Below are 26,321 nucleotides of genomic sequence, written 5' to 3' on the forward strand. Positions count from 1 at the left end.
CATTACAGAGGAGGCACCCATGCCCATCGTGATCTTTGTCGTCGTGTTCATCGTGGTGGTGCTGTTCACCTGCATCAAGGTGCTGAAGGAATACGAGCGTGGCGTGATGTTCACGCTTGGCCGATTTACCGGGGTGAAGGGGCCGGGACTGATCCTCGTCATCCCCGGGGTGCAGCAGGTCATCCGCGTCGACCTGCGCGTCATCGTCCTGGATGTGCCGTCACAGGACGTGATTTCCCGGGACAACGTCTCCGTCAAGGTCAATGCGGTGGTCTATTTCCGCATCGTCGACCCCGAGAAGGCCGTCATCCAGGTGGCCAATGTATTCGAGGCCACGAGCCAGCTGGCACAGACCACCCTGCGCTCGGTCCTCGGCCAGCATGAGCTCGACGAAATGCTGGCGGAGCGCGACAAGATGAATGGCGACATCCAGAGGATCCTCGATCGCCAGACCGACGCCTGGGGCATCAAGGTCTCCAACGTGGAAATCAAGCACATCGACCTCAACGAGACCATGGTGCGGGCGATCGCTGCCCAGGCCGAGGCCGAGCGCGCGCGGCGTGCCAAGGTCATCCATGCGGAGGGCGAGAAGCAGGCATCGGAAATGCTCGCCCAGGCCGCGCAGATGCTGGGATCGCAAAGGCAGGCCCTGCAGCTGCGCTACCTGCAGACGCTGACGGAGATCGCCAAGGACCGCACCAATACCATCGTGTTCCCGGTGCCCATGGACCTTCTGGAAGGATTCCTCGACCGCGACCGGCGCAATTGACCGCGCAGGACCGGCGACGACATCAGCCGTTGCGCTTGGCTTCCTGCCAGAAGGCGTCGAGTTCGCTGGCCGTCATGCCCTGCCAGTCCCCGCCGGCCGCCGACACCCGCTGCTCGACGTGGCTGAACCGTTGCTCGAACTTGGCATTGGCCCGCCGCAATGCCTCCTCCGGATCAACGCCCAGGTGACGAGCCAGGCTGGCGACGGCAAGCAGCAGGTCACCGACCTCCTCGCCCACCGAGTCGGGCGAGGAAATGCTGGCCGCCTCGATTTCAGCCAGTTCCTCGCGAATCTTGGCCATGACCCCACCCGCATCCGGCCAGTCGAAGCCGACACTGGCGGCCCGCCGGCCGAGCTTTGCGGCCCGGACCAGGCCGGGAAGAGCCAGCGCGATCCCAGCCAGGACATGACTCGTTCCCCGCTCGCCCGCCTTGAGCTTCTCCCACGCCTCGCGCTGCTCGCCCGCTGATTCAATGCGCTCGGAACCGAATACGTGCGGATGCCGCCGCACCAGTTTGTCGCAAATCGCCGTGGCGACGTCCTCGAAGTCGAACAGGCCGAGTTCGCTGGCCATCTGCGCATGGAAGACGACCTGGAGCAGGAGGTCTCCCAGCTCGTCGCGCAAGGCGACCAGATCGCCACGCCCGATGGTATCGGCGACTTCGTAGGCCTCCTCGATGGTGTACGGCACGATGCTGCGGAAGTCCTGCTCACGGTCCCAGGGGCAGCCATTCTCCAGATCACGCAACTGCGCCATGATCCCTACGAGTTTCTCGATCTTCGTCATGACGCTATGCCGAAATCAACCGCGCCAGCGTATGCAGCATGCTGGCCGTGGCGCCCCAGATCCTGTGGCCCGAGTAGGTGTACTCGAATACCGGCACTTCCAGGCCATGAACAACGCGAGTGGATTCCCGAAGGTTGATGGGGTCGAGGACATACCGCAATGGGACCTCGAAGGCCTCGGCTACCTCGCGTGCATCCGGACGCACGGCGATGTCCCCAGGCAGGAAGCCGACGACCGGGGTGACAACGAACCCGGTTACTACTGCCTGCGCCGGCAGGTAACCCGCAACCCCGACATGGGCCGGATCGATGCCCAGCTCCTCATCCATCTCGCGCAATGCGGTGGCCAGCGGGCCCGCATCGCCCGGTTCGACGCGTCCGCCCGGAAAACTGATCTGGCCGGGATGGTCGCGCAGGTGGTCGCTGCGCCTCGTCAGCAGCACTGCCAGCCCCCCGCGTCGTTCGACGAGCGGCATCAGGACCGCGGCAGGCACCAGCGGTGCCGGAAACAGAACCGCAGCCACATCAGGCGGCCATGTTGCACGTGCCTCGGACTCGGGGTCCACGGCTGCGCAGGACTGGCTCAGCCGTTGTTCGATCCTGGACCTGATCAGCAACGCAGCGCACTCAACCCTTGATGCCACCGCGGGTCAGGTCCATCGCATCGAGCAGCCTGTCGAGCTCCGCATCGTTGAGATCGGTCTGTTCACGGGCCACCTCCCGTATGGGCCGGCCCTGGGCATAGGCCTTCTTGGCGATGGCCGCACCCTTTTCGTAGCCGATGACCGGATTCATGGCCGTGACGAGGATCGGGTTGCGGTCCAGTGCTTCGCCAAGCTTGGCATCGTTGACCGTGAAGCCACTGATGGCCTTGTCGGCCAGCACGCGGCTGGCTGTTGCCAGCAGCCCGGCGCTCTGCAGCAGGTTGTAGGCGATCACCGGCAGCATGACGTTGAGCTGGAAATTGCCTGACTGGCCAGCCATGGCGATCGTCACGTCGTTGCCCATGACCTGCGCCGCCACCATGGCGACTGCCTCCGGGATCACCGGGTTGACCTTGCCGGGCATGATGCTGCTGCCAGGCTGCAGCGCGGGCAGCTGGATCTCCCCGAGGCCAGCCAGGGGCCCGCTGTTCATCCAGCGCAGGTCATTGGCAATCTTCGTCAGGGATACCGCAATGACCCGCAGCTGGCCGGACAGCTCGACCGCAGTGTCCTGGGTACTCATCGACTCGAAGTAGTTGTCCGAGGCACGGAACTGGATACCCGTCTGCTCGCTCAGCAGCACGGCCACCTTTGCTCCGAACTTCGGGTGGGCATTGATGCCGGTGCCGACGGCGGTACCGCCCTGCGCCAGCCGGCCCAGGCGCTGCAGGCACTCCGTCAGCCGGGCTCGTCCATGGCTGATCTGGCATGCCCAGCCGGACAGCTCCTGGCCGAGGCGTACGGGCATGGCGTCCATCAGGTGGGTGCGCCCGGTTTTCACGATGCCGTCAGTCTCCACGGCCTTGGCCTCGATGGCCGCCTGCAGGTGCTGGAGCGCTGGCAACAGGTCCTCGGCAACCAGCAGGGCGGCACTCACATGAATGGCCGTCGGGATGACGTCGTTGCTGCTCTGGCCCATGTTCACGTCGTCGTTCGGATGGATCGCAGCGGGACCACGCTTGCTGGCGAGGTGTGCAATGACCTCGTTGGCGTTCATGTTCGAACTGGTGCCTGAGCCCGTCTGGAACACGTCAATGGGAAACTGGGCGTCAAACTCACCCGCGGCGACGTCGAGTGCCGCCGACTGGATGGCTCGTGCCTTGACGGTGGGCAGCAGGCCGAGTTCACCATTGGCGCCGGCCGCTGCCCACTTGACGAGGCCGAGGGCACGAATGAATGCGCGTGGCATGGTGAGGCCGCTGATCGGAAAATTGTCCACGGCGCGCTGAGTCTGCGCGCCCCACAGTGCCCGCTCGGGCACCCGCAGTTCACCCATGCTGTCACGTTCGACGCGGTAGCCGTTGTCTGACATCGCCTGCTCCTGGATTGCGGATTGGTGGCCGGGTCGCAGCCATTCATGGCGGCCCAGGCCGTGCCTTGGTGTATGATTCGGGCCGAAAAGTATAGGTCCTTTTCGGCAGGCAGGCATGGACGAACAACAGGCCCTGACGGCAATTTCTCCCCTGGACGGCCGCTATGCCGCCAAGCTCGACACCTGCCGGGAGCTCTTCAGCGAACAGGGCCTGATCAAACGCCGTGTACTGACCGAAGTGCGCTGGCTGCAGTTTCTGGCCAAGCAGGCCGCCCTGGCCGATTTCCCCGAGGTGTCACCCGTCGTGCACGACTGGCTCGACCGGCTCGTGGCGGACTTCGGCTACCAGGAAGCTGGCCGGGTCAAGGCAATCGAGAAGACCACCAACCACGATGTCAAGGCGGTCGAGTACTACATCAGCGAGCGACTAGCCGAAGATCCGGAGCTGTCGCGCCTGCGCCCCTTCGTGCACTTCGCCTGCACCTCGGAGGACATCAACAACATCGCCTATGCCCTGATCCTGCGCAGCGCACGCAGCGAGCACCTGGTGCCGGCACTACGCCAGCTGGTGACAAGGCTGCGCGCGATGGCCCGGGCCACCGCTGTCCTGCCGATGCTGTCGCGCACGCATGGACAACCGGCAAGCCCGACCACGCTCGGCAAGGAGCTGGCGAACATGGCCTGGCGCCTGCAGCGGCAGCTGGCCAGTCTGGAGGGCGTCATGGTGCTGGCCAAGCTCAACGGTGCCGTGGGCAATTTCAATGCCCACGTCATTGCCTACCCGGGCATCGACTGGCCAACGCTGTCACAGCAATTCCTGCAGTCACTGGGGCTCGAGGCCAATCCGTTCACCACGCAGATCGAGCCGCACGACTGGATGGCCGAGTACTTCGACGCGCTGGCACGCATCAACACCGTCCTTATCGACGCATCACGCGACATCTGGGGCTATATCTCCATCGGCTACTTCCGGCAGCGTCCCAAGGCTCGCGAGGTCGGCTCCTCGACTATGCCTCACAAGATCAACCCGATTGACTTCGAAAATGCCGAGGGAAACCTCGGTATCGCCAACGCGCTCCTGCACCATTTCGCATCCAAGCTGCCGGTTTCGAGGTGGCAGCGCGACCTCTCCGACTCGACTGTCTTGCGCAATACCGGCGTGGCCATTGCCCACAGCCTGCTGGCGTACCAGGCTTTCGGCGCCGGCCTCGAGAAGCTCGATGCCGACCCCGCACGCCTTGCCGCCGACCTGGAGGCAAACTGGGAAGTGCTGGCCGAGGCCGTGCAGACAGTGCTGCGACGCCATGGCCACGGCGATGCCTACGAACAGCTCAAGGCACTGAGTCGCGGCCGCCAGTTGCGCCCCGACGACCTGCATGCCTACATAAGCGGCCTGGGGCTGCCCCGTGCCACTCGTGACGCGCTCCTGCAGCTCACGCCGGGCACCTATACCGGAATGGCCGAGCAGCTGGTGGCCAGCCTCGACAAGACGCCCTGATTCCATCCACGCTGCCGGCCAGCGGACTGTGACGCAGTTGGCACCGGCTTCGGGAGCAGAACCGTAAACTCTGCAGGCCCAGGGCACATGTAGGCCGCACGTCCGCGGCCTCGCGTGTTGCACCAGCTTCCGACGCACTGCCGCTGGCGGACGTCGTGACCAACGGGCCAACGGTTCCATGCAAGCTGAGCGCGTCCACAATCGCCGCTGGATCCTCTCCTCGATGGAGGAAACCCGGGCTGCAGCGGTAGCGATTGCCTCCTCGGCAAAGCGCTCCCTGGCTATCCTGACCCCCGATCTGGAGCCTTGCATCTACGACCACGAGGAATTCCTCGACGTCGCCAAGCGCCTGGTGCTGGCAAAGCGGTATGCAAGAATCCGCGTCCTGGTGACCGACCCGGCGCGGGCCATCCGCAACAACAACCGCTTCGTCGGCGTCGCGCGGCGCCTCAATACCTACATCGACTTGCGCAATGTCCATGCGGATTTTCTCGGGCACCGGGAAGCGCTGCTCATCGCCGACGACAGCGCCCTGCTGTATCGGATCGATTCGTCGCGCTGGGAGGGCATGGCAGACAGCCACGACCCGGCGGTCACGCGGCGCTATCTGGATCTGTTCGACTCCATGTGGAACCTGTCGGAGCCGGGGCCCGAGTTCCGCGAAGTGCGGGTCTGAACCACCGCCAGGCCGGGCCCTGACGCCATCCTCCGCGACGGTCGCGATCGGCGCGTCTACAATGTGCACGTGGCCAGGCGGGAGATCATCGTAGTCGGCATTTCAGGCGGCGTGGATTCCGCGGTTGCCGCCCTTCGCCTTTTGCAGTCCGGATTCGATGTGCAGGGCCTGCACATGACGAACTGGGAGGACGGCGACGCCTATTGCACGGCCGCTGACGACTTCCAGGCTGCCCGCCGGGTTTGCGCCGAAATCGGCATACCGCTGCACCGGGCAAACTTCAGCGCGGCCTACCGGGAGCAGGTGTTTGCCACCTTCCTCGCCGGGTATCAGGCGGGCAGCACGCCCAATCCCGATGTGCTGTGCAATCGCCACATCAAGTTCGGCGTGTTCCTCGATTACGCCCGGCGCCTGGGTGCCACGCGCATCGCCACCGGCCACTACGCGCGGATCGACACCCGTGACCCGGTGCGGTTGCTCAAGGCAGCCGACCCGGGCAAGGACCAGACCTATTTCCTGCATGCCGTACCCGGAGGTGCCCTCAGGCATGCCCTGTTCCCCCTGGGGGACCTGACGAAGCGCGAGGTGCGCGCAATCGCGGCCGAAGCCGGACTGCCCAACCATCAGCGACCGGACAGTACCGGCATCTGCTTCATCGGCGAGCGGCCCTTCCGTGAGTTTCTCGGCAGTTACCTGCACGCGGCGCCCGGACCGATCGTCGACCCTGCGGGGAGGGAGCTGGGCCGACACCAGGGACTTGCCTTCTACACGCTCGGGCAGCGCTGTGGCCTCGGAATTGGCGGGCGGGCAGGCGGCGCCGGCGAGCCCTGGTACGTGGCGGCCAAGCGGCCAACCGAGGGCAGCCTCGTCGTCGTGCAGGGACGCATGCATCCGATGCTGTGGTCCGCTGAAATGACTACCGGGCGCGCGAGCTGGATCGACGCGATGCCGCCCGGATTCTCCAGTCCGGAGGGCTGGCGGGGCCATGTCCGCCTGCGACACCGGCACGAGCCCGGCGCCGCCACGGTTCGTGCCGCGGGCGATGGCTCCCTGATAGTGCATTTCGAGCAGCCACAATGGGCCATCACTCCCGGGCAGTATGCCGTTTTCTATGACGGCGATATCTGCCTGGGGGGCGCCGTGATCGCGAGTGCCGGCGTCAGGCCCGCCGCAGAGGCACGCGTCGCCTGAGAGCGACCGCTGCCGCGTTCCGTTATAATTCCGCCGCTGTTTGGCCAAGCATCCACCTGGGCTTGCGCTGCCCTGCCCGCGCCAGCCCAGAGTGGAAACCATGCGGCTTGCCTGCTGGCCTGCCGTCCTTCATGCCGACCTGAATCTGGAGAAGTCCCATGGCTGCCGCCATCGATCAGAATTCCATCCTCAACGTGGGTGGCACTGCGTACGAATACCATCGGCTCGACGCAGTCGCTGAAGGTCATGTCGCCAGGCTGCCGTTCTCGCTGAAGATCCTGCTGGAAAATCTCCTCCGGCACCGTGGGGCCGGTGATGTCCGCGAAGCAGACATCAGCGCACTGGCCAACTGGGATCCACGGGCCGAACCGCGCCACGAAATTGCTTTCACGCCGGCGCGGGTGATCCTTCAGGACTTCACCGGCGTCCCCGCTGTCGTGGATCTGGCAGCCATGCGCGAAGCCATCGTCAAGCTGGGCGGCCGTCCAGAAACCATCAATCCGCTGTCGCCGGCCGAACTGGTCATCGATCATTCAGTCCAGGTGGACCACTACGGCAGCCGTGATTCCCTTGCACAGAACATCGCCGTCGAGTTCCAGCGCAACATGGAGCGATACTCGTTCCTTCGCTGGGGACAGAATGCATTCCGGAACTTCAAGGTCGTGCCGCCCAACACCGGCATCGTTCACCAGGTCAACATCGAGCACCTGGCGCGGGTTGTTTTCGACGTCACACGCGAAGGCAGGCAACTCGCCTACCCCGATACGCTGGTGGGCACGGACTCCCACACCACCATGGTCAATGCCCTGGGTGTCCTCGGCTGGGGTGTCGGCGGCATCGAGGCCGAAGCCGCCATGCTGGGCCAGCCGGTGACCATGCTCATTCCGCAGGTACTCGGCGTCAAGCTGAGCGGCAGCCTGCGCGAGGGCACCACTGCAACAGACCTGGTCCTGACCCTCACCGAACAGTTGCGCAAGAAGGGAGTGGTGAACAAGTTCGTCGAATTCTTCGGCGATGGCCTGGGCAGCCTGCCGCTGGCCGATCGCGCCACCCTGGCCAACATGTCGCCCGAGTTCGGCAGCACCTGCGCCATCTTTCCCATCGATCGCGAGACCATCCGGTACCTGAAGCTCACGGGCCGTGATGCCCGACATGTGGCGCTGGTCGAGGCCTATGCCCGTGCCCAGGGCCTGTGGCGTGAGGATGGCCAGCCTGATGCCCTCTACACCGACGTGCTGGAACTGGACCTCGGCAGCATCGAGCCGACGCTCGCCGGTCCGCGTCGCCCGCAGGACCGGCTGCCGCTGGCGACCGTTGCCAGCGCCTATCGCCAGCAGGTGGTCGACATCGCCGGCAAGCGCGAGGGTCCCGGCAAGGCCAGCGTGACCCGCCACGGCAAATCCTTCGAGGTCGCCGATGGCGCGGTGCTCATTGCCGCCATCACCAGTTGCACCAATACCTCCAACCCATCGGTGATGGTCGCCGCGGGCCTGCTGGCGCGCAATGCCCATCGGCGTGGCCTGGCCGCCAAGCCCTGGGTGAAAACGAGCCTTGCCCCGGGCTCGCGCGTGGTTACCAATTACCTCGAGAGAGCTGGCCTGCTGCCGGACCTGGAGGCGCTGGGCTTCGACGTGGTCGGCTACGGCTGCACGACCTGCATCGGCAACTCCGGACCGCTGGACGATGACATTGCCGCCGCCGTGAAGGCCAGCCGCCTGGTCGGTTGCGCAGTGCTCTCTGGAAACCGCAATTTCGAAGGCCGGATCCATCCCCAGGTACGGATGAACTACCTCGCATCGCCACCGCTGGTGGTGGCCTATGCACTGGCCGGCTCCATGAATGTCGACCTGACCAGCGAGCCCCTTGGCACGGGTGCCGACGGCAAGCCCGTGTTCCTGCGCGACATCTGGCCGAGCCAGCACGAGATCGCCGAGACGGTCAGCGGGAGTGTCGATTCCCGCATGTTCCAGTCCAGCTACGCCGGAGTCTTCGCCGGTGACGCCAACTGGCAGAAGGTGCCGACTCCTTCCGGGGACCTTTACGCATGGGACGCCGGGTCGACCTACGTGCAGCACCCTCCGTACTTTACCGACATGTCACGCAAGCCACAGGCCGTGGGTGACATCAGGGGCGCGCGAGCACTTGCCGTGCTGGGAGACTCGGTGACGACCGACCACATCTCGCCGGCAGGCTCGATCGCCGTCGACAGCCCGGCCGGGCGATACCTGGTGGAACACGGCGTCAGGCCCACGGACTTCAATTCCTACGGCGCCCGGCGGGGCAACCACGAGGTCATGATGCGTGGCACATTCGCCAACATCCGCCTGCGAAACATGCTGGTGCCGGGCGTGGAAGGCGGTGTCACCCTGCACCTCCCCGACAATGCGCAAATGAGCATCTACGATGCGTCCATGCGCTACCAGGGCGAGGGAGTGCCGCTGGTGATCCTGGCGGGCAAGGAGTACGGCAGCGGCTCCTCCCGTGACTGGGCCGCCAAGGGCACGATGCTGCTTGGCGTGAAGGCAGTGATCGCCGAGAGCTACGAGCGCATTCATCGCTCTAACCTGATCGGCATGGGCATCCTGCCGCTGCAGTTCGTCAACGGGCAGAACGCACAGGCACTCGGACTCAGCGGCCGCGAGCGCTTCGACATCGAAGGCCTGGACGGCGGTACGGCCCAGGACGTCACCGTGACCGCAACCGGTGACGACGGCAAGGTCACGCGCTTCAAGGCACAGGTGCGCATCGACACGCCGAAGGAGCGTGCCTACTATGCCCATGGCGGCATCCTGCACTACGTGCTGCGGCAGATCGCGGATTCCACGCCTGCAGCGTGAGTGGCCCAAGCCCGGAAGTCGCGGTCCTGGCGGAAGCGCTGCGTACCTCAGCGCATACCGTCGTGCTGACCGGCGCTGGTGTCTCCGCCGAAAGTGGCATCCCGACCTTCCGTGACCCGTTGGGTGGCCACTGGTCACGCTACCGGGCCGAGGACCTGGCAACGCCCGAGGCATTCACGCGTGACCCGCAACTGGTCTGGCAATGGTATCAATGGCGCCGCGAGGCGATCCTCGCCTCGCGGCCGAACGTGGCGCACCAGGCCATTGCCGCATTCGATCGACTGCTACCCCGGCTGACCCTCATCACCCAGAACGTCGATGGCCTGCATCAGCAGGCCGGCAGCCGGGCTGTCCTTGAACTGCATGGGAATATCCACCGCAACCGCTGCAGCCGCGAGGATCGTACCGCCGACATCGATACCAGGGGAACCACCAAGCCTCCCCGCTGCCCCTCCTGCGGAGCGCATATCCGGCCCGATGTGGTCTGGTTCGGGGAGCCGCTGCCGGCACGGGTGCTGGCCGCCAGCCAGGCGGCAGCGGCTACCTGCGACCTGCTGATCGCCATTGGCACATCTTCGGTGGTGCTGCCTGCCGCGGACCTGATAGCGCTGGCCCGTTCTGCCGGTGCCCGGTTTGCCGAGATCAACCCGCAGGACACCGTGGTTTCACGCCAGGCCGATATTACCCTGCGCATGACGGCGGGACAGGCATTGCCGGCAGTCATGGCGGAGCTGGGCTGAAGCCGCCTGCGCCATGACGGGCCTCATCGATATCGGTGCCAACCTGACCCACGATGCGTTCGATCACGACCGGGGCGAGGTCCTTGCCCGGGCCGCCGCCGCCGGTGTGCCCCGCATGATCATCACCGGCAGCACAGCCGGATGCAGCCGCCAGGCACTCTCCCTGGCCCGCAGTTCGCCTGGCCGCCTGTTCGCCACGGCAGGCGTCCATCCGCACCATGCCGTGGAGTTCGGACCGGACACGGCAACCGAGCTCGTCGAAATCGCCACGCATCCGGAAGTGGTGGCCGTGGGTGAATGCGGCCTGGATTACTTCCGCGATCTCTCGCCACGCGCAGCCCAGCAGCATGCATTCGCCAGGCAGCTTGGACTGGCAGCCGCCATCGGCAAGCCGGTCTTCCTACACCAGCGCGATGCCCATGGCGACTTCCTCGCCATCCTGAGGGAGCACATCGACGACCTGCCGGGCGGAGTGGCCCATTGCTTTACCGGCACACGTGAGCAGATGGAGGCCTATCTGGATCTCGGTCTTTACATCGGCATTACCGGCTGGATCTGCGACGACAGCCGCGGGGAAAGCCTGCGGCATACGGTGGCAGCACTGCCCATGGACCGGGTGATGATCGAAACCGATGCGCCTTACCTGCTGCCCCGTTCGCTGGCGAAGGGCTCGCGCAACCGCCGCAACGAGCCTGCCAACCTGCCGGTGGTGCTGGCCGCGGCAGCGCGGTGCATGGGTGTCGATCCGGAATCCCTGGCAGCGGCCACAACCCGGAATACCGAGTGCCTCTTCCGCCTGCCGCCGCTGTCAGGCGGACTCAGCGTGATGAGCTGACCGCTTCCCGGCGCAGCCGGCGCCACGCTTCAGCAAGGACATCGGCTGCAGGCGCACCAGCCGCATCGGTGGCGCCGCCCAGTTCAGCCAGCAAGCCGTCCAGCAGCGCCACATTGGGCGGAAAGCCCTTGCTGAAAATGGCGCCAGGCTTGAAAACGACCACACCGCGCACCGGCACGTCCGGCAACAGGCGCCGGACTGCAGCCATCCGGTCGTAGAGCGCCGGAAGGGGATTCGCAAAGGTGTAGCGCTGGTTGCGCGCCAGCACCGTCCACTCGTGCATGCTTTCGCTGCCGAAAACATGACCTGCGGCCTCGCGCAAGTCCACAACCACGATCCCCTGCCGGGTCAGCACGATATGCTCCAGGTGGATCTGTCCGCCTTCCACATGGGGGATCAGTACTCCAGACAGCAGGTCTTCGCCCACCCGTCGCAACCGTGCTGGAATACTGCCGCTGCGCTGGCGTCGCGCATACCACCATGCCACGGCAGCGACGCCGGCGACGCCAAACACCGCAACTCCGGCTAGCAGTGGCCACCGGCCGGCGACGCTTGGTCCGCTCTCAGGCACGTGCCGCCCTGTTCTCCAGCCTGGCTGCAAGCTCTCCCAGATCGGGCCGGATCGTCTCGAAGCGCGACGGCAGGCGAAGCAGCCTCGCCAACTCCGCCGGGGGCTCGATCGTGATGCCAAGCAGCGGTTCGACGATGGTGTCGAACTTGGCCGGATGCGCGGTTGCGACCACGACCCAGTGCCGATGGGCGCGCTCGCTTGCCGGCAGGTGGCGATATGCAAAGAGGCCGGTAGCGGTATGGGGGCAGAAAATCGAGCCATTGCGACGGTACTCATCACGGATCGTCGCGCGGATCTCGTCATCGGATACCGCAACGGCACTCACCTCGTCGCGAACACGGGCGGGGTCATCACCGCACAGGTTCCTGAGCCTTTCCATATTGCTCGGGTTGCCGACATCCATGGCCGAAGCAAGCGTCGCCACCGTTGGTCGCGGCAGCCACTGGCCGGTCGCGAGGTAGTCCTCGACAGTCGTATTGGCATTGGTCGCCAGCACGATTCGATCGATTGGCAGCCCGGCATGCCGGGCCCACACGCAGGCAAAGGCATTGCCAAGGTTGCCTGTCGGAATCACGAAACTGGTACGTTCGCCCGTCTGCCGGTAGTGATCCAGGCTTGTCCTGGCGTAGTAGGCTGCCTGCGGCAGGAGCCTGCCGACGTTGATGCTGTTGGCCGAGCACAGGCTGTGCGCTGACGCCAGCACCGGATCTGAAAATGCCGCCTTGACGAGCTGCTGGCAATCGTCGAACTCGCCCCTGACCGCCAGCGATGTGACGTTGTCGCCCCAGCAGGTCAGCTGGTGCTGCTGTCGCGGTGAGACACGGCCATCCGGGAACAGCACGACGACCTGCAGCCCCGGCCTGCCGTGGAATGCAGCAGCCACTGCGCCACCCGTGTCCCCGGATGTGGCCACCAGGATGGTGACCGGCGGCCGCGCGTAACGGGCGTCTGCCAGGATGCGGGCCATGGCGACAGCGAGAAATCGGGCCCCCACGTCCTTGAAGGCGGCCGTTGGCCCATGAAAAAGCTCCAGCACTGCCAGCCCGGATTCCACCGGACGCACCGGAACCGGGAAATCCAGCGCTTCGCGGCAGATGGCCGCCAGGGGCTCCTCCAGGCTCGAGGAAGCGACGAACGGCCGGAGGAAACGCGCGGCCATCCCGGCAAACGTATCGCATCCGGCAAAATCTGCAGGCGCCAGCGCCGGCAACGAGCACGGCATATAGAGGCCACCGTCGGCCGCGGTACCGCTCATGATGGCCTGCTCGATCGGCACGGCCGGCCCGCCGCGTGTGCTCCGGTACTCCATGATGCGAGCCGCTAGCGTGCCGGCCCGAGGTACGACGCCAGGCGGAGCAGGTCGGCGAAGACGCCGGCGGCGGTCACGGCCGGCCCTGCCCCGGGACCCTGGACAACGAGAGGATTGGCGCTGTAGCGACGCGATTCATAGCGGACGATATTGTCGGTCAGGTTCATGTGCGCAAACGGGTGGTCGGCTGCCAGGGCCTCGAGCCGTACTGTAGCGCCGTCCTTGCGGCTCAGGCGCCCGACATAACGCAGCACCTTGCCCTCACCCCGTGCCTCCTGCAGCCGTGCCAGCATTCTGGCGTCGTGCTGCGGCAGCGCATCCAGGAACTGCTCGATTGTCAGGCCCGACAAGCCCGTCGGCACCAGGGTCTCCACGGCGATGTCCTTCATCTCCAGCCGCAAGCCCATCTCGCGGCCGAGGATGATCAGCTTGCGGGCAAAATCCATTCCGGACAGGTCATCGCGCGGATCCGGTTCCGTATAGCCCTTGTCGCGAGCCTCCCGCACGATCGACGAGAACGGCCGCTGCCCGTCGAAGACATTGAAAAGGTATGCCAGCGTTCCGGACAGGATTCCCTCGATGCTGAGGATCTCGTCTCCGGTTTGCTTCAGGTCGCGAAGGGTGCCGATGACCGGCAACGCAGCGCCAACGGTTGTCTCGTAGAGAAAGTGCGTCTTGTGCCGGCGGCACTCGTGCTGAAGGGCATCGTAACTGGCGAGGGTGCCGCTGTGGGCCTTCTTGTTGGGGGTGGCCACATGGATTCCCGCCCGGAACCAGTCCAGGTAGCGGTTGGCCACTTCCTGGCTGGCGCTGCAATCCACCATTGCCGCATGGGGAATGTGATCTGCCTGCACATGCCGCACGAACCGCCCCCAATCTAGCGGCTCGGTGCCACGCTCCAGCACCTCGCGCCAGTGCCTGAGGTCGATGGCGCGGTCAGCAAGCAGCATGCTGCCAGACGTGGCGATGGCGCGTACCCGCAGGTCGAGGCCGAATTCCCGGCGCAGTTGCTCGCCCTGCTCGGCCATCTGGTCCAGCAGGGTCGCACCGACATTGCCCGGCCCGATCAGGCCAATGGAAATGGTCTTGGCCGACAGGTAGAAGCCCGAGTGGGTCGCCCGCAAGGCACGCGTCGCATCGCGCTTGTCGATGACCGCCGAAATATTGCGCTCCGACGAGCCCTGGGCGATGGCACGAACACTTATCCCGGCATCGCCGAGCGTACCAAAGAACTTGGCGGCAATGCCTGGCAAGCCCGCCATGCCGTCACCGACCACGGCAATGATGCTGCAATCCGTCTTCACGTCGACGCTCTGGATCTGCCCCTGCTGGATCTCCAGGGTGAATGCCTGTCGTACGACTTCTGCCACCCGTACGGCATGCCTGGAGGGCACGGCAAAGCAGATCGAATGCTCGGAGCTGGCCTGGGAAATCAGGATGACGGAGATGCCGGCGCTGCGCAGGGCGCCAAATAGCCGGTCAGCGGTACCGGGCACACCGATCATCCCAGTCCCTTCCAGATTGACCAGTGCAACATCGTCCACGGACGTGACGCCCTTGATCTGTTCCTGGTGCTGGCCAGTCGTCGGCCCGATACGGGACCCGGGAGCTCCGGGATTGAAGGTGTTCTTGATGAAGATCGGAATCGAACGCTGGACCGCCGGCGCCATGGTCTGCGGGTGTATCACCTTGGCGCCGAAATACGCGAGCTCCATTGCCTCACTGTAGGAAAGGTCACGGATGATGGCCGCCTCCGGCACCCGGTTCGGATCCGCGCTCATCACGCCGTCGACATCGGTCCAGATGATGATCTCGCGGGCTTCCACCAGCGCGCCGATGATCGAAGCCGAAAAGTCGCTGCCATTTCGGCCGAGAGTCGTATAGAGGCCGGACTTGTCCGAAGCGATAAAGCCCGTCACCACAGCGATACCTTCCGACATCTCGCCCAGCCACCGACGAGCCCTCTGCCGCGACTCCTCCCACTGCACTGCGGGCCCAAGGTCTCCATGCTCGATCACGATGACCTGCCGGGCGTCGACCCAGCGGACCGGGCGGTTGGCTCCGGACTGGCGGCAGCGTTCGCTCAGGTATGCAGCCAGCAGCCGGGATGACCAGAGTTCCCCAAAGCCCGCGATCAGGTCCCGGCTGCGCTCGGCAGCCGACCGCACCAGTGATATCGCATGCAGGACATCCCGGGCATCCGCCAGATCCGCTTCGAAGCTGCCGAGCAGTGGTGCTTGCAGGGACTGCGGCAACAGGGCATGGACAGCGCCACGGTAACGCGTTGCCAGCGCATCCAGACCGGGCGCAATGGTGTCCGGGGACTTCTCGGCTCCGGCCACCAGCGACAGCAGGGCGTCGGTCATCTTTGCCATGGCGGAGACGACCACCGCCTGGCGCGGTGCCTTCTCCGCCAGCAGGATGTCAGCAACGCGGCGAAAGCATTCGGCATCAGCCACGCTGCTGCCGCCAAACTTGTGTACCAGCCACCTGTTGTCAGCCATGTCGATCATCCCGGGTGCATTCCGGCCAGCTGCCGGCAGACCCGCCCGCGGGTCCGCGCAAAGCGCGTAATCATAACCGGTTCGCACCGGCGGGAACACGCGCAAGGCGTTGCAAACCCGTCATTTCCTGCCAGACTAGCTCGCGGGTACCCGGCGGCAGAACCAGTCTTCAAAATGCCCAGGATCTTCGTGGCAGGGGGCGACAGCCCGCAGGATCGCAACGACGTCGAGAAGTCGGTGGTCCATCCGGTCGACCGGCAGACCGTCATCCGTAATTTCAGCGACTCCACTTATCCGGAGTTGATCGAAATCGAGCGGCACGGGCATGGTTTCTTCGCCTGGGGTCTGCCACCCCGGGAGAACCACGTCGAGAACTGGTTCCTCATGGGCAAGGGCGATTTCGTACTCATGGGACACAAGGGAGCCTTCCGGCATTACTCCAAGGTGCTCGGTCGATACCACAACGAGCGGGCAGCCCGGGCCATCTGGGGCGAGGATGTGTCTGCCGAAAACTTGCGACAGTACCTCTTCTTCATCAGCGAGCCCATTCCGCTGGGGCAACCCTACACCGCTCTTGCCGACTACCTGCCGCAGGCATTCGGCGAGTTCGAGCGGATCGAGGATGCGGTGGTCCAGCGCATGGAGGCGGATTTTGGCTCGGTTGAACGGTTCGTCCGGCAGCGATTGCTGACGAGCAGTGCAGGCGGGCCCATGCTCGATATAAGCGGAATGATCCAGCTGTCCGAACGGGAACTGGCGCGTCTGCAGGCGTTCGACCCGGACAACGGCAAGACAGGCCGCAATCAGGTCATCGAGAACATCCTCCGCCGCCGCGGCCATCCAGCATTCCGTCAGCAGTTGCTGGCAGCCTACGAGTATCGCTGTGCCATCACGAACTCCAACGCGCTGGACACGCTGGAGGCAACCTATATCCTCCCTTACCGCGGCAAGTTCACCCATGACCCGTCGAATGGCCTGCTGCTGCGATCCGATCTGCACACGTTGTTCGACCTCGGCAAGCTGGCTGTGGATACACGCACCATGACTGCCGTGATGGCCGATAACCTGCTGGATAGCAACTACCGCGTGCTCGCCGGTCGGCCTTTGCGATTCCCGTCCAGCGCGGAATTGCGGCCGAGCACGGAAGCCCTGGATCTTCATCGCCGCCTGGCCGGGCTCTAGGGTCAGACATAAACAAATTCATGAAAATAGATAACTATTCTATTGTTTTATCGATATTTCTTATATCCTGCACAATTGGTTGAAATGTTGCCTGTCGTCACGCCACCCGCCGAAGAGCCAGACCCGCAATGCAGATGACCCGCGAACAATTCCTGGCGTGGCCACGCAAGGCCATCACCCTGCTCGGCATGTCCGGCGTGGGCAAGACCACGCTGGCCAACAAGCTGCCCAAGAGCCATTGGTTCCACTACTCCGGCGATTACCGGATCGGCACCAAGTACCTCGAGGAGCACATTCTCGACAACATCAAGCAGCAGGCGATGCAGGTCGGTTTCCTGCGCAAACTGCTGCGCAGCGACTCCATCTATATCGCCAGCAATATCTCGGTACACAACCTCGAGCCTATTTCGACCTTCCTCGGCAAGGTGGGCAAGGCCGAAGCCGAAGGACTGTCACTAGGGGAGTTTCGCCGTCGCCAGAACCTCCATCGCGATGCCGAGCGCGAGGCAATGAACGATGTCGCCAGGTTCATCCAGAAGGCTCACGACATCTACGGTTACGACCATTTCCTCAATGATGCGGGCGGCAGCATCTGCGAGATTGACGATGCCGGCATGTGGAACACGCTGGCGGACCATACGCTGATTTTGTACCTGCGCGCTGGCGAGGAGATGGAGCAGGAGCTCATCCGGCGTGCTCTGGCAAACCCGAAGCCCCTCTACTACAGCAAGGACTTTTTCGAGCGCCGCCTCGTCGAGTATCTGCAAAGGCACGGCCTGTCCGGGCCCGAACAGATTGAACCTGATCGTTTCGTGCAATGGATCTTTCCCGAGCTCGTCAAGCATCGCCGGCCGCTCTACCAGCGTTATGCGGACCGCTACGGCTACACGGTGGATGCACAGGACCTGGGGCGGGTAACCGATGAAATCGGTTTTCTCGAGCTGGTTGCAGGCGCCATTGACCGGAAAGGGCGCGGGTCATGAGCTCTGACGCAGCAGCGTCAGGCCGCTACCGGTAGCGGACGCACCGGGCCTGAGCCGGTACGGACTGGAGACACATGGGCCTGTACCAGAACCGCGTCCTGCCCTGGCTGATAGACCGCGGCATGCGCAACCGGATCATGGCCAGCTACCGTCCCCGGGCTCCGGGCCGGGCGGCGGGGCGCGTGCTGGAGCTGGGCATCGGTGCCGGACTCAATCTGCCCTTCTACACACCAGCTGTAACCCATCTGTTCGCGCTGGAGCCATCGGACAGCTTGCGCGACAAGGCAGCCACCCTGGCTCCGCTGGCGCCATTTCCCGTGTCCCTGATCGGCGCTGGGGCCGAAGCGATCCCGCTGGAGAACGCATCGGTCGACACGGTCGTCACCACGTGGACGTTGTGTTCGATCCCGGATCTCGCCGCCGGCCTGGCCGAAGCCCGGCGCGTGCTCAAGCCGGACGGACGGCTGCTGTTCCTCGAACATGGACGATCCCCGGACGCCGGTGTCGCGCAGCGCCAGGACCGGCTGGCACCAGTGCTGCACCTGCTGGCCGGCTGCCATCCCAATCGCCGCATCGATCAGGCCATAGAAGCCGCGGGCTTCCGGTTTACCGCCATCGAAAGAACCTACATCGAGGGCCCCCGGTTCCTCGCCTACCATTTCATGGGCGAGGCTTGCCTGGCCTGACCTGGACAGCGTCGATGGGCTTGGGCTGGCGGGGCGTGTCCGCTAGACTGCCGCAGCCATGAGCGACAGCAAGACCAAGCGCCCGCTGGAGGGCTTCCGCGTACTGGAGCTGGGGCAGCTGCTGGCTGGTCCCTTTACCACCAGCATCCTCGGCTATTTCGGCGCAGAGGTCATCAAGATCGAGCCGCCAGGCACCGGGGATCCGATCCGCACCTGGCGCGTCATGAGGGACGGCGTGTCTCTCTGGTGGCACAGCCTCGGCCGCAACAAGAAGTGCATCACCGTGAACCTGCGCTCCGACAAGGGCCGCGACATCGTCCGGCAGCTCGCTGCAAGGTCGGACATACTGGTGGAGAACTTCCGTCCGGGCACCATGGAGAAGTGGGGCCTCGGTCCCGATAATCTGCGCAAGAGCCATCCGGAACTGATCTACGCGAGGATCTCCGGCTACGGCCAGACCGGACCCTATGCTTCCCGGACCGGTTTTGCATCGGTCTGCGAGGGCGTCGGTGGCTTCCGCTATGTCAATGGCTTTCCGGGTCAGGCTCCGGTACGGCCGAACCTCAGCCTGGGCGATACCCTGGCCGCCGTACACAGTGTCATCGGCATTCTGCTGGCCTGCGTCCATCGACTCAAGGACGGCGGACATCAGGGTCAGGTCATCGACACCGCCATTTACGAAGCCGTCTTCAACATGATGGAAGGCATCGTGCCGGAGTACTCGGGGGCAGGTGTGGTCCGCGAACCTTCGGGATCCACCCTGACCGGCATCGTGCCAACCAACACCTACCGATGCAGGGATGAACGGTTCGTCATCATCGGCGGCAATGGCGACTCGATCTACAAGCGTCTGATGAACGCCATGGGGCGCGCTGACCTGGCCAATGATCCTCGCATGACCGACAATGCTGGCCGGGTCCGGCACGAGAAGGAACTCGATGCCGCCATCTCTGCATGGACCAGTACCCTGACTTCGGTCGAGGTGCTGGCGATACTCGATCGGGTCGACGTACCTGCCGGGCCTATATACAGCGTCGTCGACATGATGAACGACGAGCACTTCAAGGCAAGGGGCCTGTTCGAAACAGTGGAAGTCCGGGGTGAGCCGATGACCATCCCGGCGATGGTGCCACTGCTCAGCGATACGCCTGGACGGACGGAATGGCCGGGACCCGAAATCGGCGCCCACAACCATGAAATCCTTGGCAACCTCCTGGGCTACGGCCCCGATGCCATCGAGGCACTCCGTCGCGACGGAGTCATCTGAGGCTTACGAAGACCTGTCCATCGACCTCTTCCACCGGCACCACCGTCAACGGTGCCGGCGGCTTCCCCATCGCGATGGCCTTGTGCGTCCACTTCGGCATGGACATGCCAAGAAATGCGCTGGCCCAGTCCATGTTGCTGCCGGTACAGAAGTCGAACCGTGAGTTGTGCCACGGGCAGATCAGCACTCCCTCCGTCACCGTGCCTCTGGCCATGGACATTCCCATGTGCGGGCAGCGGTCGATCACGGCAACGGCACGGCCCTTGACCCTCGAAAGGAGCAGCTTCTGGCCCTTGGCCTGCACCGACAGCAGGCGGCCCTCCTGCACCTCCGCTGCCGACGCTACGTGGATCCTTTCCATCGCCACAGTCACTCCCTCCTCCCTGCGGGCTGCGTCACAGCTGCCTTGATCAGGCTACGAATCCGTATCGCGGCACTGGCGAGCCCAAGCAGGCCGGATACGCGACGCCCTCCACGCCTGCGGGCGACGAGCCACACCAAGGCGGCACCTGCACCAAGCAGCGCCGGGTCACCGAGCCAGCGGTGCATCTTCATCAGCCCGGCATCGAAGCCGCTGGTGCTGGCGACGATCCTGCCGAATGCCAGCGTTGCTGCTTCCCTCTCACTGTTGCTACGGGCCAGGATCGCGGCATGCCTGCTCTCCAGATCTGCCACCGTTGGCATCAGGAACTCCTGTCCAGTCGTTCGCTGTCCCGAGCCAGCTCAGCCAGAGTGCCATGGAGCATGGGCGGCTTCCGCCGGAGCTTTGCCCGCAGAATGATCACGGCGGCCAGCGCGGTTGCAAAATACACGGCTGCCACCAGGAACGCGGCCAGCTCCCGATTGTCATCCCAGAATGTGACGATGATGGCGACACCAGCCATGACAAACGCCACCGAGGCCGCACAGACAGCAATGAACGCCCAGAGCGCGAGTTCGGCAAGCCGGCGTACCTCGAGCTGCAGCTCGACAGTGAACAGCTCCAGCCTGGTGCGGCCAATCGTGAGGATCGTGGCCAGGAATGCGCTGACTGAGCCGATGAAGCGCGCGATCGGTCCTCTCGCCTGTTCGTCCATGCACCCGCCTGGCCCGGTTTCCTGACCGCGATCAGCGGCGACTGATGAGCAGGCCGATCAGCAAGCCTGCACCGGCAGCCATACCTACGGCCTGCCACGGGTGATCACGTACGTATTCGTCGGTCGACGCCGCTGCCGCCCTGACCTCCCGGACCACATCGGTCTGGGCTGCCTCCAGCCGCTGGCGTGCCTGGCGCAGTGATTCTGCTGCCTTTGCGCGGGCACCTTCGACCTTCTCCCCGGTCTGGGAGGCTGTTGCCTGCAGCAATGCCTCGGCGTCGCGCACTACGACCTGGAGGTCCTCCAGCAGCTTGTCGGTAGTAACACTAGTCGTCATGGTCTGCTCCTTACCAGCACCTGCTCATCCTATCCCAGAAGCGCCTCGCCAGCGACGGCCGCTCTCCTGCGCCTGTCAATCGTCCTCACGCGTGCGCCCGCAGCGTTCGAGTGCCTGCACGCCCGTTCCCTCGAGAACGGAGCCAGTCACTGGATTGGGCCGAAAGACGGTGCAGCCTTTGAGGCCGTGCCGGAAAGCCGTCCCGTAGAGTTCGCGAAACTCGTCGAAGGGAATATTCTCGGCCACATTGATCGTCTTGGAAATGGCATTGTCCACCCATGGCTGCAATGCTGCCTGCATGGCCAACTGATCCGCCCCAGCAGTGTCCTGCGCGCCCAGCAACGCATCCGGCCTCGGCTGCCCTGGATGGCACGTGCGCCACAGGCGCCAGGCAAAATCGTCAACCTCGTGGATGGCATGCGAGCCGTCTGCTTCACGCACGCGACGGCGTGCCTGGAGTGCATATATCGGTTCGATACCGCTGGAAACATTGCCTGCCAGGAGACTGATCGTCCCGGCTGGGGCAATTGCCAGAAGGTGGCTGTTGCGGATGCCCGTTCGGCCGATCCTCGCTCGCAGCGAACCGGGTAGCCTCCCGACAAACCGGGATTCGAGAAAACGAGCAGGCTCGAAGGCCGGGAACGCTCCACGCTCACCGGCCAGCTCAACCGATGCCTCGTAAGCGGCTAGGCAGACGCGTCGCAAGATATCCCCAGCGACACCGCGTGCCGTCCAGCCATCGTAGCGCTGGCCCAGCATGGCCAGCGCGTCCGCTAGCCCGGTGATACCAAGGCCGATGCGGCGGGTGGCGAATGCTGCCTCCGCCTGCCGGGCAAGTGGAAATGCCGACACATCGATAACATTATCGAGAAAGCGTACAGCCAGCCGCGCCGCACCCTCCAGGGCATTCATGTCGAGGCGGGCGCCCGGTGCGAATGGGTCGATAACGAAGGCCGTCAGATTGAGAGAGCCCAGGTTGCAGGAGCCATAGGGTGGCAAGGGTACTTCCCCGCAGGGATTGGTGCTGGTCAGGAACTCCGTCGCATGCAGGTTATTCTCACGGTTGATCTGGTCCACAAACAATACGCCCGGCTCGGCGCAGTCGTATGCGGCTTGCAGCAGTCCTTCCCAAAGCTCCCGTGCCGGGACTGTGTTGACGACGGCACAGTCCACCAAGCCGTCGCTGCCTGTCCAGCGACGGCGCAGGATCGCCGCTCCGCCCGTGTGGAAATGCGCCGCAGGAAATACCAGCGGCCAGGACGAACCGGCCGCAACAGCCTCCATGAATGCATCGCTTACCTGCACCGACAGGTTGAACTGGCGCAGTGAATGCCGCTCGTGCTTGGCTCTGATGAACTGTGCGATGTCAGGGTGATCGCAGCGCAGGGTCGCCATCATCGCGCCACGTCGTACACCGGCAGGCAGCACATTGGCGCACATCGCATCCCATAGCCGCATGAAAGCAACCGGGCCAGGAGCAATGGAACCCGTCATCCGGTCTTCGGCACCCGCCGGCAGCAGCGTGGAAAAGTCAAAGCCCACACCACCACCCCGCTGCAACGTCAGTGCGCCTTCCTTCAGTGAATCAAAAGCACCCTCCAGGCTGGCTGGTATGACGCCCATGACAAAGCAGTTGAACAGCGTAGCATCGCGACCCGTGCCTGCACCGGCCAGGATCCTGCCGCCGGGGAGAAAGCGAAATTCGTCAAGCAAATGCCGGAAACGCCCGGCCCATGCATCTCTGTGCACCCCCTCACGGCCTGCCACTGCGCGAGCAACCCGATGCCAGCTATCCACTATCGAGGCTTCGCGGCCCCAGCGATATCTCGTTTGCCAGATGTAACGTGACAGCTCCGGCCAGTGCTTCATGCCGTGTCACCCAAAGAAATCATGGGTCCCCCGACAGATCGGAAGTCACCTGCAGATCGGTTCTCATTGATTGTACGACTTCGCCCCGCATGGTGATCCAAGGGGCGGCACCCGGAGGCGACACTCGCCTCATCGGGCATGCGCGCAGGCGGTCTGGCATTGTGTAGCACAAAGCACCAGATTAGCATCTGCAGCCAAACTGGCACCTGCTCGAAAAGGTGGCAACCTTACCGTGCCGACCGTTCTGATCACCGGTACAAGCCAAGGCCTCGGACTGGAGTTTGTCCGGCAATACGCTGCCGAGGGCTGGCAGGTCATCGCCTGCTGCCGCGACCCGACGTATTCGCCCTCCTTGCAAGCTCTGGCCACATCAGGGTCAAGGATTCGCATTGAGCCGCTCGACATTACCGTCGGCACCCAGGTCCATCATCTCGCCAGGAGGCTGGCGGGAACCCCCATTGACGTACTGATCAACAACGCAGGCATCATGGGCGCTCTGCCGTTTGCAGAAAACCTGGAACGGCAGCATTTTGGCTCGGTGGACTACGAACTCTGGAATGAGGTCTTTCGCACCAATACACTCGGGACGGTAAGGGTGACAGAGGCCTTCATCGATCTGGTAGCGGCAAGTGCCCAGAAAAAGGTGATCAGCCTGTCCAGTACCACGGGGTCTATCGGTGAAAGCCGCCGGCAAGCCCTCGCCTACACCACGAGCAAGGCCGCCCTCAACAAGGCCATGACGCTCATTGCAGAACAGGTGCGGCAGCAAGGCATCACGGTGACGCTGGTCTGCCCTGGCTACGTCAAGACGCGCATGAACGTCGGCGGTGCAACCATCGAGGCCCCCAAGAGTGTTGCGGCGATCCGGGCGCTGATAGACCGCCTGACCCTTGCGGATTCCGGACGATTCCTGCGATACAACGGCGAGACCATCGCCTGGTAGCGCAGGTTGGCATGCCGCCGCTGATGAGCGCCTGCGCCACCGCTGGACGAGTCTTGCTCCGTGGCCTGCGGCAAACCTTGCTTATCGCTCTGGGCGCTGCCCTGCTTGGCACAATCGGGCTTGTCGCCTGGGCGCGGGTTGTCGCTCCCGCCGACCCTGCTGCCTCGATGGCCATGGATTCCGACGACAACGTCATTGTTGCGCGAGAAGACTGGATCAGCTTCCGCCCGCGCGATAGCGAGTCCCAAATCGGTGTCATCTTCTACCCAGATGAGAAAACCGAGCCAGCGGCGTACGGACCAGTTCTGCACCGCCTCGCTGCGGATGGTTACCTCGTGGTCCTGGCACTCATGCCGCTGAATCTTGCCTCCCTCGCCCCGAACACTGCTCGGCAGGTCATGAAGCAGTATCCGGAGGTTGGAAAATGGGTTGTTGCCGGCCATGGCCGGGGAGGCATGGCTGCGAGCAAATTCGCCGAACGAAATCCGGAAAGCATCGTCGCCCTGATCTTGTGGGGCACCTACCCGCCAAGGTTCACTGATCTCTCGGATGCACCATGGCCAGTGCTGTCGATCACGGGTACAGCTGACCAAGTCGCGACTCCCGCAAAGGTTACTGCCGCGAAGGCTCGCCTGCCCCAGGCTACGCGTCAGCTGGAAATTGTCGGTGCAGACCACTGGGGCTTTGCCGACTTCGACCCCGCCCTGTCCACAGCGACCATCCCACGAGAGCAACAGCAACTGGATGCCATCCAGGCCACCAAGGCGCTGCTCGCTGAAATCGAAGGCGATCAAGGCAGCGGCTGACGCGCGGCTGACGAGTCCGGACACATCTCCCATGCGAATCGAGGCAGAGATCGCACCCTCTGTACTTGACATAAAACCAGGTCTGAATTTGACATTCATCGACATCTGATTACGTTTATTTAACAATATGTTGATAGTGATTTCTAAATTTCTTCCTATGAATCAGCTGCTAAGTGATGCGGATAAGCCGTGGTTTCTGCTTACGTAATCAGCTTGACGGACCGGAAGTTTGGGAATATTTTCCTTAACCAAAGAATTTATGTTTAATGCCTTCCGTTGACCTGAAGCCATCGATTCTGGCTGCTTACAAGCGGCTCCTAAAGCCACTGATAAGGATCCTGATCAGAAACAACGTCTCGTACGCGGAGTTCAGCGAGGTCGCCAAAGATGTCTTCGTGGAGGTCGCAGAACACGACTTTCAGTCACCCGAAAAGAACATGACCCAGGACCGCATCGCGATCCTGACTGGTCTAACAAAGAGTGAAGTGCAGCGATTGGTTGTGGAGAGGGGGAAAACACACCGAGGTGATTCCTCGAACATCAAACGAATCGCCCATCTCTTGTCCGGTTGGCACACCGACCCACAGTTCACGGGGCCATATGGGTTGCCGCTTGATATTCCGTACACCGGAGACGATGAAAAGACTTTCGCAAAGCTTGTAAGCCGCTATACGGGGGATGTGTCGGCTCAATCCATGCTTGCTGAGCTGCTCAGATTTGAACTCGTAAGGGAGACGGATGAAGGACGTATCAAGGTATTGACACGAACCTTTCTCCCGCAAGCGAACGCACCCGAGAGCCTTGACAGGCTTGGCCATGCCGTTCGCAACTTTGTGGACACCATAGATCACAACCGTAAGGAGCCGATTCCCGAGAAACGCCTGTTGGAGCGAACAGTGACTGCAGATAGCGGTGTCTATCTGTCGGATCTACAAGAGCTACAAACCTACGTGCGCGAACGCGGACAGCTTCTTCTTGAAGAAATTGATGACTGGCTGAGCAAACACGAACCGACAGGAAGTTCTAGCTCTGAGCCGGTTGTTCACACAGGTGTTGGAATCTACCACTTTATTCAACGAAATGATGATTACGGAGCAGCTTAGTCCCTCCGAAGAGACTGGGAACAGCGTGCAAGAGGAGCATTCATGCAGATTCACCTAGGAAGGTCAGGTCGCGGCACAGCAATCACTGCTGCGTTCTCTTTTGGTTATCTGGTCGCCTTCTGGACTCCTCACGTAAATGCAGAAGCAGTCGAGACAGTGTCCGGGTCGATTGCCCATGAGTTGGTGGACCAACTGCAAGAAGGTTACGACCAATCCGATGGAAATCTCCTCTTTGTTGGCCCTGGACTTGTTACTTCCGACGAAACTCAAACGATGGTGACCGTGCTAGGCCAAACAGCCGTAGTTGGTTTCGAGACCAACTTCCCCAGGGGCCTAG

Annotated in this window: 25 protein-coding genes; 14 read left to right on the forward strand and 11 right to left on the reverse strand. The window is 63.6% G+C overall.

Translation table 11 applies throughout. The annotated features are described in order from the left end of the window. Window positions 1-19 precede the first annotated feature (19 nt). A complete protein-coding gene (locus HRU81_05470) occupies window positions 20-769 on the forward strand; it encodes a slipin family protein (GenBank protein QOJ31593.1) in 750 nt (249 codons plus the stop codon). Window positions 770-791: 22 nt separating this feature from the next. Here HRU81_05470 and mazG read toward each other — a convergent pair whose 3' ends face one another. The 3 genes from mazG to HRU81_05485 all read right to left on the reverse strand — a co-directional run bounded on the left by mazG (window position 792) and on the right by HRU81_05485 (window position 3,571). After that, on the reverse strand, window positions 792-1,556 hold the full coding sequence (gene mazG, locus HRU81_05475; protein ID QOJ31594.1) for a nucleoside triphosphate pyrophosphohydrolase: 765 nt from the start codon (window positions 1,554-1,556) through the stop codon (window positions 792-794). A gap of 4 nt (window positions 1,557-1,560) precedes the next feature. Further along, window positions 1,561-2,031: a CoA pyrophosphatase gene (locus HRU81_05480; protein QOJ33294.1), complete on the reverse strand. Its 471-nt coding sequence runs from the start codon at window positions 2,029-2,031 to the stop codon at window positions 1,561-1,563. Between the two features lie 151 nt (window positions 2,032-2,182). Continuing rightward, window positions 2,183-3,571 (reverse strand): class II fumarate hydratase, encoded by a 1,389-nt coding sequence (locus tag HRU81_05485; GenBank protein QOJ31595.1) that lies wholly within the window; start codon window positions 3,569-3,571, stop codon window positions 2,183-2,185. 115 nt (window positions 3,572-3,686) lie between these two features. Between HRU81_05485 and purB the strand changes: the two genes are divergently transcribed. The 6 genes from purB (at window position 3,687) to HRU81_05515 (ending at window position 11,348) form a co-directional block, all read left to right on the forward strand. Beyond that, the gene (purB, locus tag HRU81_05490; protein QOJ31596.1) at window positions 3,687-5,069 is read left to right on the forward strand and encodes an adenylosuccinate lyase; all 1,383 of its coding nucleotides are present in this window, start codon (window positions 3,687-3,689) and stop codon (window positions 5,067-5,069) included. 178 nt (window positions 5,070-5,247) lie between these two features. Continuing rightward, window positions 5,248-5,745, forward strand: coding sequence for a hypothetical protein (locus HRU81_05495; protein QOJ31597.1), 498 nt, complete (start codon window positions 5,248-5,250; stop codon window positions 5,743-5,745). A gap of 69 nt (window positions 5,746-5,814) precedes the next feature. After that, complete coding sequence (gene mnmA / locus HRU81_05500; GenBank protein ID QOJ31598.1) at window positions 5,815-6,936, forward strand: tRNA 2-thiouridine(34) synthase MnmA; 1,122 nt, start codon at window positions 5,815-5,817, stop codon at window positions 6,934-6,936. 158 nt (window positions 6,937-7,094) lie between these two features. After that, the gene (acnA, locus tag HRU81_05505) at window positions 7,095-9,773 is read left to right on the forward strand and encodes an aconitate hydratase AcnA (protein QOJ31599.1); all 2,679 of its coding nucleotides are present in this window, start codon (window positions 7,095-7,097) and stop codon (window positions 9,771-9,773) included. Window positions 9,774-9,799: 26 nt separating this feature from the next. Beyond that, window positions 9,800-10,513 carry an NAD-dependent deacylase gene (locus HRU81_05510; GenBank protein ID QOJ33295.1) on the forward strand — a complete coding sequence of 238 codons (714 nt, stop codon included), beginning with the start codon at window positions 9,800-9,802 and terminating at the stop codon, window positions 10,511-10,513. A 13-nt stretch (window positions 10,514-10,526) separates the two neighbouring features. Continuing rightward, window positions 10,527-11,348 carry a TatD family hydrolase gene (locus HRU81_05515; GenBank protein QOJ31600.1) on the forward strand — a complete coding sequence of 274 codons (822 nt, stop codon included), beginning with the start codon at window positions 10,527-10,529 and terminating at the stop codon, window positions 11,346-11,348. Here HRU81_05515 and HRU81_05520 read toward each other — a convergent pair. Genes HRU81_05520 through thrA form a run of 3 tightly spaced genes read right to left on the reverse strand, consistent with a single transcriptional unit; the run spans window position 11,332 to window position 15,741 of the window. Then, entirely contained in the window at window positions 11,332-11,862 is a 531-nt protein-coding gene (locus HRU81_05520; protein QOJ31601.1) for an NERD domain-containing protein, read from the reverse strand. The genes HRU81_05515 and HRU81_05520 overlap by 17 nt on opposite strands. Window positions 11,863-11,911: 49 nt before the next feature. After that, on the reverse strand, window positions 11,912-13,228 hold the full coding sequence (gene thrC / locus HRU81_05525; GenBank protein ID QOJ31602.1) for a threonine synthase: 1,317 nt from the start codon (window positions 13,226-13,228) through the stop codon (window positions 11,912-11,914). Window positions 13,229-13,239: 11 nt separating this feature from the next. Beyond that, a complete protein-coding gene (gene thrA, locus HRU81_05530; GenBank protein QOJ31603.1) occupies window positions 13,240-15,741 on the reverse strand; it encodes a bifunctional aspartate kinase/homoserine dehydrogenase I in 2,502 nt (833 codons plus the stop codon). Between the two features lie 165 nt (window positions 15,742-15,906). Here thrA and HRU81_05535 point away from each other — a divergent pair, with 165 nt between their 5' ends. The 4 genes from HRU81_05535 to HRU81_05550 all read left to right on the forward strand — a co-directional run bounded on the left by HRU81_05535 (window position 15,907) and on the right by HRU81_05550 (window position 19,850). Continuing rightward, the gene (locus tag HRU81_05535; GenBank protein QOJ31604.1) at window positions 15,907-16,914 is read left to right on the forward strand and encodes an HNH endonuclease; all 1,008 of its coding nucleotides are present in this window, start codon (window positions 15,907-15,909) and stop codon (window positions 16,912-16,914) included. Window positions 16,915-17,042: 128 nt separating this feature from the next. Continuing rightward, on the forward strand, window positions 17,043-17,897 hold the full coding sequence (locus HRU81_05540; protein QOJ31605.1) for an ATPase: 855 nt from the start codon (window positions 17,043-17,045) through the stop codon (window positions 17,895-17,897). Window positions 17,898-17,971: 74 nt separating this feature from the next. After that, entirely contained in the window at window positions 17,972-18,583 is a 612-nt protein-coding gene (locus HRU81_05545; protein ID QOJ31606.1) for a class I SAM-dependent methyltransferase, read from the forward strand. A gap of 58 nt (window positions 18,584-18,641) precedes the next feature. Continuing rightward, window positions 18,642-19,850, forward strand: a complete 1,209-nt coding sequence (locus HRU81_05550) for a CoA transferase (GenBank protein ID QOJ31607.1) — start codon at window positions 18,642-18,644, stop codon at window positions 19,848-19,850. On the opposite strand, the gene HRU81_05555 is transcribed toward HRU81_05550, so the two are convergent. The 5 genes from HRU81_05555 to HRU81_05575 form a co-directional block, all read right to left on the reverse strand. After that, the gene (locus HRU81_05555; protein QOJ31608.1) at window positions 19,843-20,211 is read right to left on the reverse strand and encodes a Rieske 2Fe-2S domain-containing protein; all 369 of its coding nucleotides are present in this window, start codon (window positions 20,209-20,211) and stop codon (window positions 19,843-19,845) included. The genes HRU81_05550 and HRU81_05555 overlap by 8 nt on opposite strands. An 8-nt stretch (window positions 20,212-20,219) precedes the next feature. Beyond that, on the reverse strand, window positions 20,220-20,534 hold the full coding sequence (locus HRU81_05560; GenBank protein ID QOJ31609.1) for a hypothetical protein: 315 nt from the start codon (window positions 20,532-20,534) through the stop codon (window positions 20,220-20,222). Next, window positions 20,534-20,926, reverse strand: a complete 393-nt coding sequence (locus tag HRU81_05565) for a phage holin family protein (protein QOJ31610.1) — start codon at window positions 20,924-20,926, stop codon at window positions 20,534-20,536. Before HRU81_05565 ends, HRU81_05560 begins: the two co-directional genes overlap by 1 nt. A gap of 31 nt (window positions 20,927-20,957) precedes the next feature. After that, a complete protein-coding gene (locus HRU81_05570; protein ID QOJ31611.1) occupies window positions 20,958-21,263 on the reverse strand; it encodes a DUF883 family protein in 306 nt (101 codons plus the stop codon). Between the two features lie 75 nt (window positions 21,264-21,338). Beyond that, window positions 21,339-23,132, reverse strand: a complete 1,794-nt coding sequence (locus tag HRU81_05575) for an adenosylcobalamin-dependent ribonucleoside-diphosphate reductase (protein QOJ31612.1) — start codon at window positions 23,130-23,132, stop codon at window positions 21,339-21,341. Between the two features lie 232 nt (window positions 23,133-23,364). On the opposite strand from HRU81_05575, the gene HRU81_05580 reads away from it, so the two are divergent. The 3 genes from HRU81_05580 (at window position 23,365) to HRU81_05590 (ending at window position 25,984) form a co-directional block, all read left to right on the forward strand. Beyond that, window positions 23,365-24,075, forward strand: coding sequence for an SDR family oxidoreductase (locus HRU81_05580; GenBank protein QOJ31613.1), 711 nt, complete (start codon window positions 23,365-23,367; stop codon window positions 24,073-24,075). An 11-nt stretch (window positions 24,076-24,086) separates the two neighbouring features. Continuing rightward, the gene (locus HRU81_05585) at window positions 24,087-24,881 is read left to right on the forward strand and encodes a hypothetical protein (GenBank protein QOJ31614.1); all 795 of its coding nucleotides are present in this window, start codon (window positions 24,087-24,089) and stop codon (window positions 24,879-24,881) included. A 266-nt stretch (window positions 24,882-25,147) separates the two neighbouring features. Continuing rightward, entirely contained in the window at window positions 25,148-25,984 is an 837-nt protein-coding gene (locus tag HRU81_05590; protein ID QOJ31615.1) for a hypothetical protein, read from the forward strand. The last annotated feature ends 337 nt before the right edge of the window (window positions 25,985-26,321 follow it).

The organism is Gammaproteobacteria bacterium (genome assembly GCA_015709695.1).
In the GTDB taxonomy this organism is placed as follows: Bacteria; Pseudomonadota; Gammaproteobacteria; order Steroidobacterales.

What these genes read in the sequence shown, in the direction of transcription:
- HRU81_05470 (QOJ31593.1), top strand. Translation starts at nt 20, where the DNA reads ATGCCCATCGTGATCTTTGTCGTCGTGTTCATCGTGGTGGTGCTGTTC.
- mazG (QOJ31594.1), bottom strand. Translation starts at nt 1,556, where the DNA reads ATGACGAAGATCGAGAAACTCGTAGGGATCATGGCGCAGTTGCGTGAT.
- HRU81_05480 (QOJ33294.1), bottom strand. Translation starts at nt 2,031, where the DNA reads ATGCCGCTCGTCGAACGACGCGGGGGGCTGGCAGTGCTGCTGACGAGG.
- HRU81_05485 (QOJ31595.1), bottom strand. Translation starts at nt 3,571, where the DNA reads ATGTCAGACAACGGCTACCGCGTCGAACGTGACAGCATGGGTGAACTG.
- purB (QOJ31596.1), top strand. Translation starts at nt 3,687, where the DNA reads ATGGACGAACAACAGGCCCTGACGGCAATTTCTCCCCTGGACGGCCGC.
- HRU81_05495 (QOJ31597.1), top strand. Translation starts at nt 5,248, where the DNA reads ATGCAAGCTGAGCGCGTCCACAATCGCCGCTGGATCCTCTCCTCGATG.
- acnA (QOJ31599.1), top strand. Translation starts at nt 7,095, where the DNA reads ATGGCTGCCGCCATCGATCAGAATTCCATCCTCAACGTGGGTGGCACT.
- HRU81_05515 (QOJ31600.1), top strand. Translation starts at nt 10,527, where the DNA reads ATGACGGGCCTCATCGATATCGGTGCCAACCTGACCCACGATGCGTTC.
- thrC (QOJ31602.1), bottom strand. Translation starts at nt 13,228, where the DNA reads ATGGAGTACCGGAGCACACGCGGCGGGCCGGCCGTGCCGATCGAGCAG.
- thrA (QOJ31603.1), bottom strand. Translation starts at nt 15,741, where the DNA reads ATGATCGACATGGCTGACAACAGGTGGCTGGTACACAAGTTTGGCGGC.
- HRU81_05535 (QOJ31604.1), top strand. Translation starts at nt 15,907, where the DNA reads ATGCCCAGGATCTTCGTGGCAGGGGGCGACAGCCCGCAGGATCGCAAC.
- HRU81_05540 (QOJ31605.1), top strand. Translation starts at nt 17,043, where the DNA reads ATGCAGATGACCCGCGAACAATTCCTGGCGTGGCCACGCAAGGCCATC.
- HRU81_05545 (QOJ31606.1), top strand. Translation starts at nt 17,972, where the DNA reads ATGGGCCTGTACCAGAACCGCGTCCTGCCCTGGCTGATAGACCGCGGC.
- HRU81_05550 (QOJ31607.1), top strand. Translation starts at nt 18,642, where the DNA reads ATGAGCGACAGCAAGACCAAGCGCCCGCTGGAGGGCTTCCGCGTACTG.
- HRU81_05555 (QOJ31608.1), bottom strand. Translation starts at nt 20,211, where the DNA reads ATGGAAAGGATCCACGTAGCGTCGGCAGCGGAGGTGCAGGAGGGCCGC.
- HRU81_05560 (QOJ31609.1), bottom strand. Translation starts at nt 20,534, where the DNA reads ATGCCAACGGTGGCAGATCTGGAGAGCAGGCATGCCGCGATCCTGGCC.
- HRU81_05565 (QOJ31610.1), bottom strand. Translation starts at nt 20,926, where the DNA reads ATGGACGAACAGGCGAGAGGACCGATCGCGCGCTTCATCGGCTCAGTC.
- HRU81_05570 (QOJ31611.1), bottom strand. Translation starts at nt 21,263, where the DNA reads ATGACGACTAGTGTTACTACCGACAAGCTGCTGGAGGACCTCCAGGTC.
- HRU81_05575 (QOJ31612.1), bottom strand. Translation starts at nt 23,132, where the DNA reads ATGAAGCACTGGCCGGAGCTGTCACGTTACATCTGGCAAACGAGATAT.
- HRU81_05585 (QOJ31614.1), top strand. Translation starts at nt 24,087, where the DNA reads ATGCCGCCGCTGATGAGCGCCTGCGCCACCGCTGGACGAGTCTTGCTC.
- HRU81_05590 (QOJ31615.1), top strand. Translation starts at nt 25,148, where the DNA reads ATGCCTTCCGTTGACCTGAAGCCATCGATTCTGGCTGCTTACAAGCGG.